The organism is Streptomyces viridochromogenes (genome assembly GCF_001270495.1).
Classification (GTDB): Bacteria; Actinomycetota; Actinomycetes; order Streptomycetales; family Streptomycetaceae; genus Streptomyces; species Streptomyces viridochromogenes_A.
Genome location: NZ_LGUR01000263.1, coordinates 18658 through 31693, shown reverse-complemented (window position 1 = coordinate 31693; position 13036 = coordinate 18658). Strand labels below are relative to the sequence as shown.

The following is a 13036-nucleotide window of genomic DNA, read 5'->3' as shown; positions in this document are numbered from 1 at the left end:
GCCCACGCCCGCCTTGCCTACGGCCCCTCCCCCAACCGCACCTCCAGCCGACGGATCTCGGCCCGCACCCCGTCCCCGTAGCGGTCGTCCCCCAAAGCCCCCGCCGCTCCCCGCGCTCTGCGCAGATGGACGCGGGCGGCCTCGGCGCGGTCGAGCTTCACATAGTCGGCGGCCAGGTTCAGATGCAGCGAGGGATACAGCGCACGTACGGCAAGCGCACCGCCGGCCCCCTCCGCCTCCGTCAACGCCCGCAGATCCCAGGCCAGTTCGTCCGAGGGGTCGTCCTGCGTGTCGGCCAGGTAGTGCGCCAGGGTGCAGCGGTGCACGGGGTCGCCGTCCTCGCCGAGTTCGGTCCACAGGTCCAGCAACCGGCGCCGGGCCTCCTCGCGGTCCCCCGCGTGATGCAGCATGACGACCTGCCCGATCCGCGTCGGCACGGCCTCCGGTGCCGTCCGCTCCTGTCTCTCCGCCACCGCGTCCTCCGGGCCCTCGTCGGCTGGTCCCCCTCCCGACGCTAGCCGCCGCCACCGGGAATCCCGGTCAGGCGGCTCCGTAGGGCACCGGGCCGGACCGGCCGAGGACCGGCCCGGCGAGATCGGTCAGCCCAGGTCCGGGATCCGCCAGTCGATCGGCTCGTGGCCCTGTGCGGCCACCGCCTCGTTGATCTGCGTGAACGGGTGGGACCCGAAGAACTTCTTCGCGGACAGGGGGGAGGGATGAGCGCCCTTGACCACCACATGCCGCGTCTCGTCGATGAGCGGGAGCTTCTTCTGGGCGTAGTTGCCCCACAGCACGAACACCGCGGGGTCGGGCCGGTCGGCCACGGCCCGGATCACCGCGTCGGTGAACTTCTCCCAGCCCTTGCCCTTGTGCGAGTTCGCCTCGCCGGCGCGGACCGTCAGCACCGCGTTGAGCAGCAGGACGCCCTGCTGGGCCCAGGGCATCAGATAGCCGTTGTCGGGGACGGGGAGGCCGAGCTCCTCCTTCATCTCCTTGTAGATGTTGCGCAGCGAGGGCGGCGTCTTCACTCCGGGACGGACCGAGAAGCACAGGCCGTGGCCCTGGCCCTCGCCGTGGTAGGGGTCCTGGCCGAGGACCAGGACCTTCACCTTGTCGTACGGCGTCGCATCCAGCGCGGCGAAGACCTCCTCGCGCGGCGGATAGACGGGACCCTTCGCCCGCTCCTCCTCGACGAACTCCGTCAGCTCCTTGAAGTAGGGCTGCTGGAGCTCGTCGCCCAGAACCCCGCGCCAGGACTCGGGCAGCATGGCGGTGTCGGTCACGTCAACTTCCTTACGGTGTGCGGCGAACGGTGCGAGGTGACCGCCTGCGGTCACTTCCAGGCTTCAGAACCTACAGGCGACCACTGACAATCGCCCCGCCCACCGCACATCCCGCCGCTACCAGCTGGTCTTGCGGTACAGCTCCCCCACCATCATGATCGTCGAGGGGTCCAGTGCCCGCTCCGCGCCCGAGACCTCCGCGCTCGCGGCCACGTACTGCCGGCCCTGCCACAGCGGCAGCAGTCGCGCGTCGTCGACGAGGATGCGCTGGGCGTCCTCGAAGTCCTTGACGACGTTGGCCCGGTCGCTCTGGGCGCGGGAGTTGGGCAGCAGGCGATCGGTGATCGTGGGCGTGACGTAGGGCGTGCCGAGGGCGTTCTGCTTGCCGACGAACGGCGCGATGAAGTTGTCGGCGTCCGGGAAGTCGGGGAACCAGCCGCGTCCGAACACCGGGTACTCGCCGTTCTGGTAGCCGGTGACATACGTCTTCCAGGGGCGGCTCTTCAGGGTGATCTCGAAGAGACCGGACGCGTCGAGCTGCTTCTTCAGCTCCTCGAACTCGGCCTTGGTGGCGGAGCCGTAGCGGTCGCTGGTGTACCAGAGCGTGAGCGGGACGGGGGTCGTGATGTTCGCGTCGGCGAGGATCTCGCGGGCCTTGGCGGCGCTGGGCTCGCCGTAGTCGTCGAAGAAGCCCGTGGTGTGTCCGGTCAGGCCCTTGGGGACCATGGAGTACAGCGGCTCGACGGTGTCCTTGTAGACCTTGTGGGCGATCGCCGGGCGGTCGATGACCTGGGCGATGGCCTTGCGGACGGCGGACTTGCCGGCCATGCGGTCCTTCGGGTTGAAGACCAGGTAGTTGATCTCCGTGCCGGAGCCCTCGATCAGCTGGAGGTGGTCATCGTCGTCGGCCTGGATGTCGACGATGTCGTCGGCGGCGAGGCCGCGGAAGGCGACGTCCAGCTCCTTGTCGCGCAGTGCCGCGACCATGGTGGGCGAGTCCTGGAAGTAGCGGATGGTCACCGCGTCGTTCTTGCGCTCCGCGTACCCGTCGTAGTTGTCGTTCTTGACGAGTTCGGCCTTGTTGCCCTCGTCGTACGACTCCAGGGTGTACGGCCCGGACCCGACGACCGTGCCGTCCTCGCGGAGCTTGTCCGCCGGGTAGTCCTCGGGGTCGACGATCGACATCGCGGGCGTGGCGAGCACGAACGGGAAGGTGGCGTCGGCCTTGTTGAGGTGGAAGACGATCTCGCGGTCGTTCAGCACCTGGACCCGTTCGAGGCTGCCGAGCAGGCCGGCGGGTCCGCCGTTGACGTTGATCTTCCGGATCCGGTCGATCGAGTACTTGACGGCCTTCGCGTCGAGGGTGTGCCCGTCGGAGAACTCCAGGCCCTCGCGCAGCTCGCAGTGGTACTTCATGTTCGTGTTGTCGGTGAACTGGCAGCTCTCCGCCGCGTCGGGCTCGGGCGCGGTCGAGCCGGAGGGGTAGCTGAGCAGCGTCTGGTAAATGTTCCGGAACAGCTCCCAGGAGCTGTCCCAGGACGCGGCGGGATCAAGGGTGCTGGGGGCCGCGGTCGTCCCCACGACGATCGGCCCCTCCTCCTCCGGGGAATCGGACGAGAGGACACCGCACCCTGCCACCAGTGACGATATGGACGCGATGGCCGCCACCTGCCGCAGGCGTCGGATCCGGTTGAACACGCGCACGCTCCTCGATCTGCCATGCCAAGGGTCGGCAAAACATACCGCAGTGTTCCGGCCGGTGGACCTCCAGTCTCAGGAGCACTTGTTCACCTCTGCGGTGACTACGTTGTCAACGGTTGTTGATCTCCCGACACGTCGACAGGGGCGCCGCTGGTGTCCAGCGGCGCCCCTGTCGGAGTCCCGGTGCGTCAGCCGACGCCGGCGTTGAGGAAGATACCGCCGTCGACGACCAGGGTCTGGCCGGTGATCCAGTCCGACTGTCCCGAGGTGAGGAACGCGGCCGCGCCGCCGATGTCGGAGGGCACGCCGAGCCGGGCCAGCGGGTAGGCCGCGGCGGCCTCCTCTTCCCGGCCCTCGTACAGGGCCTGGGCGAACTTGGTCTTCACCACGGCCGGGGCGATCGCGTTGATCCGCACCTTGGGCGCGAACTCGTGCGCCATCTGCTGGGTGAGGTTGATCATCGCGGCCTTGCTGACGCCGTAGGCGGCGATGAACGGCGAGGGCGCGATGCCCGCAACGGAGGCGATGTTGACGATCGCGCCGCCGTTGTCCTTCTGCCAGGCGTGCCAGGTCTTCTGCGCGAAGCCGAGCGCCGAGATCACGTTGGTCTCGAAGACCTTGCGCGCGACACCCAGGTCGAGGTCGGCGAGCGGCCCGAACACCGGGTTCGTGCCGGCGTTGTTGACCAGGTAGTCGACCCGCCCGAAGGCCTCCATGGCGCGCTCGACGGCGACGGCCTGGTGGGCCTCGTCGTGCGCCTTGCCGGCCACGTAGACGGCGCGCTCGGCGCCGAGCTGCTCGACAGCCTCCTTGAGGGCGTCCTCGCCCCGGCCGGTGATGACGACGCGGTCGCCGCGCGCGACGAGCGCCTCGGCGACGCCGTAGCCGATGCCGCGGCTGGCGCCCGTGACGAGGGCGACCTTGCCGGAGAGCTCAGGCAGTGCAGTCATGTCCGTGTTCTCCCTGATCCCTAGTCGAGCGGTCCGCCGGCGACGTACAGCACCTGGCCGGAGACGAAGCCGGCCGCCTCGCCCGTGAAGAAGGCGATGGCGTTGGCGATGTCCTCCGGCTCGCCGACCCGCGCCACCGGGATCTGGGTGGCGGCGGCGGCCTTGAAGTCCTCGAAGCCCATGCCGACGCGGTCGGCGGTGGCCTTGGTCATCTCGGTGGCGATGAAGCCGGGGGCGACGGCGTTGGCGGTGACGCCGAACTTGCCGAGCTCCTTGGCGAGGGTCTTGGTGAAGCCCTGGAGACCGGCCTTGGCGGCGGAGTAGTTGACCTGGCCGCGGTTGCCGAGCGCCGAGGACGAGGAGAGGTTGACGATACGGCCGAAGCCCGCGTCCACCATGTGCTTCTGACACGCCTTGGACATCAGGAAGGCGCCGCGCAGGTGCACGTTCATGACGGTGTCCCAGTCGGCGACGCTCATCTTGAACAGCAGGTTGTCCCGGAGCACACCCGCGTTGTTGACCAGGATCGTCGGGGCGCCGAGCTCCTCGGCGATCCGCGCGACGGCCGCCTCGACCTGCGCCTCGTCGGAGACGTCGCAGCCGACCGCGATGGCCTTGCCGCCGGCCGCGGTGATCTTCTCCACGGTGTCCTTGCAGGCGGCCTCGTCGAGGTCGATCACGGCGACCGCGCGGCCCTCGGCGGCCAGTCGTACGGCGGTGGCGGCGCCGATGCCGCGCGCGCCGCCGGTGACCACGGCGACCCGCTGCTCAGTGGTGGACATGGATGACTCTCCTCGAGTGAGCGACCGCTTAGTACCTTCGATGGACGTGACGCTAGAAGCCCTGGCACGCGGTGTCAACGGCCACCGCGCGCATGTGATCCATTACCTGATCCGTAACCCGATCCGTCACTTCACCAACAGATCGAGCAGCCGCTCGGCCTCGGCCGCCGGATCGGACGTGAGCCCGGTGTGCACCGGGCCCGGCTGGACGACCGTCGAGCGGGGCGCGATCAGCCAGCGGAAGCGTCGCCCGGCGTCGTCGCCCCCGGCCTGTCCCGCCGCGTCGCCACCCGCGCACACACCCTCGACGGCACCGAGTGCGGCCCGCACCCCGGCGACGTCGGCATCGGGGTCGAGCGCCCGCAATCTGGTCTCGTCCAGGTGGGTCCGGGCGGCGACGAAGGACCGGGCACGGCAGTACACCAGCACGCCCGCATTGAGGCACTCCCCGCGCTCGATGCGCGGGACGACCCGCAGCAGCGCGTACTCGAAGACGTCCTGGGTGCGGGAGCGGGTCCCCAGAGTGCGCTCGCTCACTTGATCCCCTCGATGCGTTCGTGGATGACGGCGGCCCGTGCGACCAGTGGCTCCGCGTACGCACCGCGCAGGGCGTCCGCCGACGCGAACCCCGGTTCGTCCGCAAGCCACACCTCGGGGATCTCGGCGGTCACCTCGGCGAGCAACTCCTCGGTGACCAGCGGCGCCAGCTCGGCCGCGGCTGCCCGCACGTCGGGCGCGAAGGAGGCGAGGGCGTGGTCGGAGGCGTCGTACGGGCGTGCCGCCGAGGCATGGGCCCCGGGCCAGTTGTGCTGCCAGATCATGGTCGCGCCGTGGTCGATGAGCCACAGTTCGCCCTGCCACATCAGCAGGTTGGGGTTGCGCCAGGATCGGTCGACGTTGTTGACCAGGGCGTCGAACCAGACGATCCGCCCGGCGTCCTCGGGGCTCACCTCGAACGCGAGCGGGTCGAAGCCGAGCGCGCCGGACAGGAAGTCCATACCGAGGTTGGTGCCGCCGCTGGACTTGAGCAGCCCCTGCACCTCCTGGTCGGGTTCACCGAGCCCCAGCACCGGGTCGAGTTCGACGGTCACCAGGCGGGGCACCCGGAAGCCCAGCCTGCGGGCGAGTTCACCGCAGACGACCTCGGCGACCAACGTCTTGCGGCCCTGTCCGGCGCCGCTGAACTTCATGACGTACGTCCCGAATTCGTCGGCCTCGACGAGCCCCGGCAGCGAGCCGCCCTCACGCAGGGGCGTGATGAAGCGGGTCGCGATGACTTCCTTGAGCATCGCCCCAGGCTACTGGCGCGAGGACGGGTGACGGGACGGCCCGGGCCAGCGGCGGCGGGTTTGCGCCGACAGGAAACCGACAGCCCCGGACAGGGAACCGACAGCTCCGCTTTACCCACCTCTTCCCCGGACCGGGTCAGGATTTCGACTGCGTCTGAACAGCCGGTCCCAAGGGACCGTACCTCTCGCCAGATCAGGAATCCGTGGAAGGAACGTCAGCATGACCAGCGAATCAGTTCAGCCGGTGTCGAGCCCGAGTCGCCGTACCGTCGTGGCGGCGGTCGGCGCGGCGGGGCTCGCCGTGGCGTTGACCGCATGCGGGTCGGACGACGACGCGTCCGGCTCGTCCACCGAACAGGGTGCCGCCGCCGGCGGTGGCGCGAGCACCGAAGCGGGCGGCGGCTCGTCCGCTTCGTCCGGCGGCGGTGGCGCGGCGCTCGCGAAGACCTCCGACATCCCGGAGGGCAGTGGCAAGGTCTTCAGCGACGAGAAGGTGGTGGTCTCGCAGCCGACGGCCGGCGACTACAAGGCCTTCTCGACGATCTGCACCCATCAGCAGTGTCCGATGACGGACCTCCAGGGGGACACCCTCACCTGCGCCTGCCACAAGAGCCAGTTCTCCGTCCTCGACGGCAGCGTGAAGAAGGGTCCCGCGACCCAGCCGCTGGCCGCCAAGGAGATCAGCGTGGCGGGCGACTCGATCACGCTCGCCTGACACCGCGCGGACGCTTCAATCCGTCCAGCACCTCGTCCGTGGTCGCGACCGTGGCGACCAATGCGAGGGTGTGGCGGATCATCGCCGGCGTGTAGTCGGAGGGCACCCCGGCGATGGCGTCGCGGGGCACGACCACGACATAACCCCGGTTCACGGCGTCGAAGACCGTGTTGGGTATCGCCACGTTGGCCGAGACGCCGGTGACGATCACCGTGCGGCAGCCGATGTTGCGCAGCAGGGCGTCGACGTCGGTGCCCTGGACCGGGGACAGGCCGTGCAGTCGTCGTACGACGAAGTCCTCCTCGGCGACCTCGATCGGCGCCGCCACGCGGACCGCCTCGGTACCGGACAGCTGCTGGACGGGGAGCCGTTCGGCGGCGCGGAAGAGGCGGGCGTTGTGGTTGGCCCCGCGGCCGTCGGGGCGGCGTTCGGCGATCGCGTGGATCACCTGGACGCCGCTCTCGTGGGCGGCCGTGACCAGCCGGGCGACGTTGGCGAGGGCGCCCGAGGAGCGGGCCTCCGCGGCGAGTTCGGGTAGCGCGCCGGCCGGGCCGACGACGCCCTGCTGGCATTCGACGGTGAGCAGGACGGTGGTCGCGGGGTCGAGGAGTTCGCTGAGTTCGGCGTACGACGGCATGGGTCCCCCTGTGACCGACGGCGGCGTGGGCGGGCGAGCGTAGCCACCTTCGGGTGAGGACGGAACCACCATTGCGCATGGACGGAAGACGACCCATCCTTTTCTGACGTGATGTCAGAGGATCTCTCCTCTGGCACGACGTGAGAGAAGAGGGGGCCGCATGACCGTCACTCAGCGCCGGGGCCGGAAGATCATGATGACGCCCGGTGAGCTGGACGAGTTCCTCACCAGCCAGCGCACCTGCCGGATCGCCACGGTGTCCGCCAACGGCTTCCCGCATGTCAGCGCCCTGTGGTTCGCCTGGGACGGCAACTCGCTGTGGCTGTACTCGGTGGTCCGCAGCAAGCGGTGGGCCGATCTGCGCCGCGATCCGCGGGTCGCGATCGTGATCGACACGGGTGAGGACTACGAGCAGCTGCGCGGCGTCGAGCTGTCCGGCACCGTCGAGTTCGTGGGCGAGAGCCCTCGCGTCGGCGAGCTGTGCGCCGAACTCGACGTCCCCGAGACGCTGTTCGCGCGCAAGAACTTCGGCCTCGACGAGATGCCGCACGACGGGCGGCACGCGTGGGTGCGGCTGACGCCGCAGAAGATCGTGTCCTGGGACTTCCGGAAGCTGGGAGCGCTCTAGGCGGCGGACCACAGGCGGCGAGCCGCAGCCGACAGACGGCGAGCCGCAGGCAGCAGGCAGCGTCAGGAGACGTTCTCCCCCGCCTCCCGCAGCGCCCGCACCGCCGCCCGGATCGACGGGCGGCGGTCGGCGTCGGCGCGCCAGACGACGTACACATGGCGTCGCACACGCTGCTTCAGCGGCACGGTCACCACGCCCGCGGGCATCGGATGACGCCCCAGCAGCGGCGCGATGCACACGCCGAGTCCGGCCGCGACCAGGGCGAGCTGGGTGTGGGTCTCGGGGGCGCGGTGGCCGACGAGGGGCTCGATGCCCTTGGAGCGCAGCGTGAACATCAGCCACTCGTGGCAGAACTCGCCCTCGCCCCAGGTGATCCACTCGTCCTCGGCGAACTCGGCGAGGTCCACCTCGTCCCGGTCCGCGAGCCGGTGGCCGACGGGCATCGCCACGTCGGCCGGGTCGTCCAGGATGTGTGCCTTGACCAGGCCCTCGGGCAGCGCCATCGGCTTGTTGTACCAGTCGAGCACGACGGCCAGGTCGAGGTCGCCGCGGATCACCCCGGCGATGCCGTTCTCCGGCTCCAGCTCGCAGGAGCGCACCCGCAGCGCGGGGTGCTCGGCGCGCAGCGCGGAGAGCGCGGAGGGGAACAGCCCGCGCGCGGCGGTCGGGAACGCCGCCAGTCTCAGTTCGCCGACGACCTTGCCGCGCTGTGCCTCCAGGTCGGACTGGGCCAGCTCGACCTGCGACAGGATGCGCCCCGCGTGCTCGGCGAGCAGGCGTCCCGCGTCCGTGAGCCGTACACCCCGGCCGTTCTTGGCGAGGAGCTGCTGGCCGACCTCCCGCTCCAGCTTGGACATCTGCTGCGAGACGGCGGACGTCGTGATGTGCAGGCCCTCCGCCGCGCCGCTGACCGAGCCGTGCCGGGAGAGGGCGTCCAGGGTGCGCAGGCGCTCCAGATTCAACATGTAAGCAATACTACGAGATACAGGGTGCGAAATCTCGATTGTGCTACGAAGTCGGGTGCGGCATCGTTGCTGCCATGACCACCGCCACCGGCTCTCGCGCCCAGGCCGAAGCCACTCCCCGCCCTGCCTCCCGTCCCCGCCCTCGCCCTCGCGCGCGCCTCGACTGGCGGCTGCGCTTCGCCGCCCTCTCGCTGATCTGGGGCTTCAGCTTCCTGCTCATCAAGGTGGGAACCCACGGTTACGCCCCCTTCCAGGTCACGCTCGGGCGGCTGGTGTTCGGTACGGCGGTACTGGCGGCCGCGATGGCGGTGAAGCGGGAGCGGCTGCCGCGCGGGGCGCGCACCTGGGGGCATCTGACGGTCGCCGCGTTCCTGCTCAACGCGCTGCCCTTCTCCCTGTTCGCGTACTCCGAGCTGACGATCCCCTCCACGCTCGCGGGCATCTGCAACGCGACCTCGCCGCTGTGGGGCATGGCCCTGTCCCTGGTCGCGCTCTCGGAGGACCGGCCGACGCGGGTCAGGGTCGCCGGGCTCGGGCTCGGCTTCCTCGGCGTGCTGACCGTGCTCGGGGCGTGGCAGGGCTTTCACGGGCTGGATGCCACGGGGACGGCGATGGCGCTCCTGGCTTCGTTGAGCTACCCGATCGGCTGGATATACGTGCGCCGGACGCTGGCCGGCTCCGGCGAGTCGCATCTGTCGCTGACCGGGGCGCAGTTGTTGTTGGCCACGGGACAACTGGCCGTCGTGACGCCGGTGTTCTCGTCCCTGCCCGGCAGCTTCCCGGTGGTTCCTCTGCTCGCGATCGTGGCGTTGGGGGCGCTCGGTACAGGGCTTGCGGTTCTGCTTCAGTACGGGCTCGTGGCCGAGGTGGGGCCGACCACGGCCCAGATGGTCACGTACTTCATCCCGGTCATCGCCACGGCTGCGGGTGTTGTCGTTCTCGGGGAGTCGTTGCGCTGGACGACGCCGGTCGGTGCGGTGATCGTTCTTGTGGGGGCGGCGCTTACTCAAGTGAAGCGGGCCCCCTGAGTGGGGTGGAGGGCGGGGAGCGTTGGCGGCTGCGGGTCGGATGCGGCTGGTCGCGCCCGCGCGGCGGAGCCGCATGCCGATACGGCCCCGTGCCCCTGAAAGCAGGTTGGCCGCACCCGCGCTCCTCTAGACGTAACCCCTCGGCGGTGCCGAGGCAACCGCCTTCGCCACCGCATCCGCCAGCGGGGCGACCTCGTCGGCACCGAGCGTCGCGATGGTGATGCGGATGCCGGGCGGCGCGCTCATGCGGAAGCGGGCGCCCGGGGCTACGGCCCAGCCCGCGTGCAGGAGGCGGGCCACGGCGCCCGTTTCGTCGGGTACCGGCACCCAGACGTTCAGGCCGCTGCGGCCGTGGGCCGTGATGCCCCGCTGCGCCAGCGCGGCGATCAGGGCGTCCCGTCGGGCCGCGTACGAGGCCGACACCGCCTTCGGGTCGACGGCGCCCTCGGCCCAGAGCTGCAGCAGGGCCCGCTGACCGAGGCGGCTGACCCAGCCGGGGCCGAGGCGCTGGCGGCCGCGCACCCGGTCGACCGTGACGGTGTCGCCGGTGAACACGGCGAGCCGCAGGTCGGGACCGTATGCCTTGGCGGCCGAGCGGACGAACGCCCAGCTGCGGGTGGTGCCGGCCAGGGTGTGCAGGGGCAGGTCGACGATGCCGTGACCGTGGTCGTCCTCGATGAGCAGGACGTCCGGGTGGTCCCGCAGCACGGAGCGCAGGGCACGCGCGCGTGCGGCACTCACGACCGCACCCGTCGGGTTCTGCGCCCGGTCGGTGACGATCAGGGCACACGCCCCCGCGTCCAGAGCCCGGCGCACGTCGTCCGGGAGGGGGCCCTCGTCGTCCACGCCGACCGGAGCCGTCCGCAGCCCGACGGCCGGGACGAGGTCGAGCAGGCTGCCCCAGCCGGGATCCTCGACGGCGACGGTGTCGCCGGGCTTGAGGTGGGCCGCGAGGACCCGCTCGATCATGTCGAGCGACCCGGAGGTCACGCCGATCGGCCCGTCCGGAACGCCGTCGGCGTCGAACGCGGCCCGCGCGCTGCGCGCCAACTCCGGTTCGACTGCCGGGTCCCCGTACATGACCGGCTCCCGGTCGTTCTGCTCGGCGGCCGCCGCGAACGCCCTGGCCAGGGACGGCAGCAGCACGGGGTCCGGATTGCCGGTCGCCACGTCCCGTACGCCCTCCGGCACCTCCACCCGGATGGACTCGCGCCCGGTCGTGGCCGGCTTGGGCCGCACCCGGCTGCCTCGCCGCCCGGCCGTCTCGATGACCCCGCGCTCGCGCAGGATCCGGTAGGCGGCGGCGACCGTGTTGGGATTCACGCCCAGCTCGACCGCCAACTCCCGCATGGGCGGGAGGAGTTCACCCGGCTCCAGCTCGCCGGCACCCACCGCGCGCTCGACGCTCGCCGCAATCTCTGCTGCGCGTCGCCCTTCGATCCGATATCCTCCTAGCACAAAGCTAATTATGCACTAGTGCAATATGGGCTGCAAGAGCGCGACAGAACGCAACCGCAGGAACGTAAGGGAGACCGTCATGCAGGGGACCGAAGAGTCGACGTCGCAGGCCGCCGTCTACCCGCCGACCGACCGCACCGTCCCCACCCGCTCCCCGGACCGGGCGTCGTACGACAAGGAACTGGTGCACGCGATACTCGACGAGGCCTACGTCTGCCACCTCGGCTTCGTCCGCGACGGGGCGCCGGTCGTGCTGCCCACGCTGTTCGCCCGGGTCGGCGAGACGCTCTACGTCCACGGCTCGACGGGTTCGCGCCCGCTGCGGATGACCGGCCAGGCCGACCCGGGGCTGCCGGTCTGTCTGACGGTCACGCATGTCGACGCGCTGATCCTGGCCCGCTCGGCCTTCCACCACTCGATCAACTACCGGTCCGTGGTGGTGCACGGCACCGCGTTCGACGTGACGGACCCGGAGGAGAAGCGGGTGGCCTTGGACGCGCTGGTCGATCACGTCGTGGCCGGCCGGTCCCGTGACTCGCGGCCCGCCAACAAGAAGGAGCTGGCCGCCACCGCCGTGATCCGCCTCGACCTGACCGAGGTCTCCGCCAAGCTCCGCACCGGCGGCGTCAACGACGAGCCCGAGGACCTCGCCCTCCCCCACTGGGCCGGCGTCGTGCCGCTGCGCAAGGGGTACGACGCGCCGGTCGGCGACCCCGACCTGGCCCCCGGCACCGAGCTCCCCGGCTACCTCGGAACCCTGTGATGCTGATCCACCCCTGGGACGCGCCCCGCGACGACGCCGAGTGGCAGCGGTGGCTGGCCGTCCACGACTTCGGGCAGCTCGTCGTCAACGGCCTCGACGGCGAGCCGCCGCACGTCCAGCCGCTGCACTTCGCGTACGACGGCGAGCGCGGCGAGGCCGTCACACACCTGGCCCGACCCAACCCGATGTGGCCCGCGCTGCTGGCGAACCCCGAGGTCGTGCTGAGCGTGGTCGACGACTACGTCTATGTACCGGGCCCCTGGCAGGCCGACCCGGGCATCCCGCCCGAGCATGGCACACCGACCAGCTTCTACGCGGCCGTCCAACTCCGCTGCCGGGCCCATGTCGTGGACGACCCGGCCGGGAAGGCCGAACTGCTCAACCGCCAGGTCGGGCACTTCCAGCCGGAGGGCGACTCGGCGGAGGTGGCGGTCGGCGAGGCGCCGTTCGGCAGGCTGCTGTCCGGCATTCGGGGGCTGCGCCTCGAAGTCACCGGCGTCCGGGCGAAGTTCAAGTACGCGGGCAAGCGGACGGAGGAGGTCCAGGACCGGATCGCGGTGCGGCTGACGCGGCGGGCCGGCCCTGGGGACGCCGCGGCGCGCGAGCACATGCTGCGCCGCCGCCCCGCCCGAGAGCCTGGCTGAGCGTCCGCGCCACCGCCCATGCCGCTCTGATCCCTGCCTGCCGTCAGCCGAACAAGTGGCTGATGCCGCCTTGGCCGTCCGTTCCGTCCCAAACGACAGCCCCCAACCAGAACGGGAACCAGAACACCTGCTCCGGTAGGACGGGGGCGGCGATGAACCAGACGATGGGCAGGACAGCGAACAGCAGGCAGCA

General features: G+C 70.8%; 15 protein-coding genes. 5 read left to right on the top strand and 10 right to left on the bottom strand.

Features of this window, described 5'->3' with window-relative positions:
* Positions 1 to 17: 17 nt before the first annotated feature.
* The 7 genes from ADK36_RS43240 to ADK36_RS43210 all read right to left on the bottom strand — a co-directional run bounded on the left by ADK36_RS43240 (position 18) and on the right by ADK36_RS43210 (position 6005).
* Positions 18 to 473: a tetratricopeptide repeat protein gene (locus tag ADK36_RS43240; RefSeq protein WP_053201518.1), complete on the bottom strand. Its 456-nt coding sequence runs from the start codon at positions 471 to 473 to the stop codon at positions 18 to 20.
* 126 nt (positions 474 to 599) lie between these two features.
* The gene (gene ung, locus ADK36_RS43235; protein ID WP_048586260.1) at positions 600 to 1283 is read right to left on the bottom strand and encodes a uracil-DNA glycosylase; all 684 of its coding nucleotides are present in this window, start codon (positions 1281 to 1283) and stop codon (positions 600 to 602) included.
* Positions 1284 to 1400: 117 nt separating this feature from the next.
* The gene (locus ADK36_RS43230) at positions 1401 to 2981 is read right to left on the bottom strand and encodes an ABC transporter substrate-binding protein (protein ID WP_048586259.1); all 1581 of its coding nucleotides are present in this window, start codon (positions 2979 to 2981) and stop codon (positions 1401 to 1403) included.
* Between the two features lie 191 nt (positions 2982 to 3172).
* Positions 3173 to 3934: an SDR family oxidoreductase gene (locus ADK36_RS43225; RefSeq protein ID WP_053201516.1), complete on the bottom strand. Its 762-nt coding sequence runs from the start codon at positions 3932 to 3934 to the stop codon at positions 3173 to 3175.
* Positions 3935 to 3954: 20 nt separating this feature from the next.
* Entirely contained in the window at positions 3955 to 4716 is a 762-nt protein-coding gene (gene fabG / locus ADK36_RS43220) for a 3-oxoacyl-ACP reductase FabG (RefSeq protein WP_048586257.1), read from the bottom strand.
* 126 nt (positions 4717 to 4842) lie between these two features.
* Entirely contained in the window at positions 4843 to 5253 is a 411-nt protein-coding gene (locus tag ADK36_RS43215) for a DUF3037 domain-containing protein (RefSeq protein WP_048586256.1), read from the bottom strand.
* Complete coding sequence (locus ADK36_RS43210; protein ID WP_048586255.1) at positions 5250 to 6005, bottom strand: HipA family kinase; 756 nt, start codon at positions 6003 to 6005, stop codon at positions 5250 to 5252. Before ADK36_RS43210 ends, ADK36_RS43215 begins: the two co-directional genes overlap by 4 nt.
* A 220-nt stretch (positions 6006 to 6225) precedes the next feature.
* Between ADK36_RS43210 and ADK36_RS43205 the strand changes: the two genes are divergently transcribed.
* Positions 6226 to 6720, top strand: a complete 495-nt coding sequence (locus ADK36_RS43205; protein WP_048586254.1) for a Rieske (2Fe-2S) protein — start codon at positions 6226 to 6228, stop codon at positions 6718 to 6720.
* Here ADK36_RS43205 and ADK36_RS43200 read toward each other — a convergent pair.
* A complete protein-coding gene (locus ADK36_RS43200) occupies positions 6707 to 7357 on the bottom strand; it encodes a cysteine hydrolase (RefSeq protein ID WP_048586253.1) in 651 nt (216 codons plus the stop codon). The two genes, ADK36_RS43205 and ADK36_RS43200, sit on opposite strands and share 14 nt — an antisense overlap.
* Positions 7358 to 7517: 160 nt before the next feature.
* On the opposite strand from ADK36_RS43200, the gene ADK36_RS43195 reads away from it, so the two are divergent.
* Positions 7518 to 7985 (top strand): pyridoxamine 5'-phosphate oxidase family protein, encoded by a 468-nt coding sequence (locus ADK36_RS43195; RefSeq protein WP_048586252.1) that lies wholly within the window; start codon positions 7518 to 7520, stop codon positions 7983 to 7985.
* Positions 7986 to 8047: 62 nt separating this feature from the next.
* Here ADK36_RS43195 and ADK36_RS43190 read toward each other — a convergent pair whose 3' ends face one another.
* A complete protein-coding gene (locus ADK36_RS43190; RefSeq protein WP_048586251.1) occupies positions 8048 to 8950 on the bottom strand; it encodes a LysR family transcriptional regulator in 903 nt (300 codons plus the stop codon).
* Positions 8951 to 8988: 38 nt separating this feature from the next.
* Here ADK36_RS43190 and ADK36_RS43185 point away from each other — a divergent pair, with 38 nt between their 5' ends.
* Positions 8989 to 9978 (top strand): DMT family transporter, encoded by a 990-nt coding sequence (locus tag ADK36_RS43185; RefSeq protein WP_048586250.1) that lies wholly within the window; start codon positions 8989 to 8991, stop codon positions 9976 to 9978.
* Positions 9979 to 10104: 126 nt separating this feature from the next.
* On the opposite strand, the gene ADK36_RS43180 is transcribed toward ADK36_RS43185, so the two are convergent.
* A complete protein-coding gene (locus ADK36_RS43180) occupies positions 10105 to 11436 on the bottom strand; it encodes an aminotransferase class I/II-fold pyridoxal phosphate-dependent enzyme (RefSeq protein WP_048586249.1) in 1332 nt (443 codons plus the stop codon).
* A gap of 79 nt (positions 11437 to 11515) precedes the next feature.
* On the opposite strand from ADK36_RS43180, the gene ADK36_RS43175 reads away from it, so the two are divergent.
* Positions 11516 to 12199 carry a pyridoxamine 5'-phosphate oxidase family protein gene (locus ADK36_RS43175; RefSeq protein ID WP_048586248.1) on the top strand — a complete coding sequence of 228 codons (684 nt, stop codon included), beginning with the start codon at positions 11516 to 11518 and terminating at the stop codon, positions 12197 to 12199.
* Complete coding sequence (locus ADK36_RS43170; RefSeq protein ID WP_048586247.1) at positions 12199 to 12843, top strand: FMN-binding negative transcriptional regulator; 645 nt, start codon at positions 12199 to 12201, stop codon at positions 12841 to 12843. The genes ADK36_RS43175 and ADK36_RS43170 overlap by 1 nt, the downstream gene beginning before the upstream one ends.
* Positions 12844 to 13036 lie beyond the last annotated feature (193 nt).

Coding starts and splice junctions, on each gene's coding strand:
- ADK36_RS43225 (WP_053201516.1), bottom strand. CDS start 3,934: ATGACTGCACTGCCTGAGCTCTCCGGCAAGGTCGCCCTCGTCACGGGC.
- fabG (WP_048586257.1), bottom strand. CDS start 4,716: ATGTCCACCACTGAGCAGCGGGTCGCCGTGGTCACCGGCGGCGCGCGC.
- ADK36_RS43210 (WP_048586255.1), bottom strand. CDS start 6,005: ATGCTCAAGGAAGTCATCGCGACCCGCTTCATCACGCCCCTGCGTGAG.
- ADK36_RS43205 (WP_048586254.1), top strand. CDS start 6,226: ATGACCAGCGAATCAGTTCAGCCGGTGTCGAGCCCGAGTCGCCGTACC.
- ADK36_RS43200 (WP_048586253.1), bottom strand. CDS start 7,357: ATGCCGTCGTACGCCGAACTCAGCGAACTCCTCGACCCCGCGACCACC.
- ADK36_RS43195 (WP_048586252.1), top strand. CDS start 7,518: ATGACCGTCACTCAGCGCCGGGGCCGGAAGATCATGATGACGCCCGGT.
- ADK36_RS43190 (WP_048586251.1), bottom strand. CDS start 8,950: ATGTTGAATCTGGAGCGCCTGCGCACCCTGGACGCCCTCTCCCGGCAC.
- ADK36_RS43175 (WP_048586248.1), top strand. CDS start 11,516: ATGCAGGGGACCGAAGAGTCGACGTCGCAGGCCGCCGTCTACCCGCCG.
- ADK36_RS43170 (WP_048586247.1), top strand. CDS start 12,199: ATGCTGATCCACCCCTGGGACGCGCCCCGCGACGACGCCGAGTGGCAG.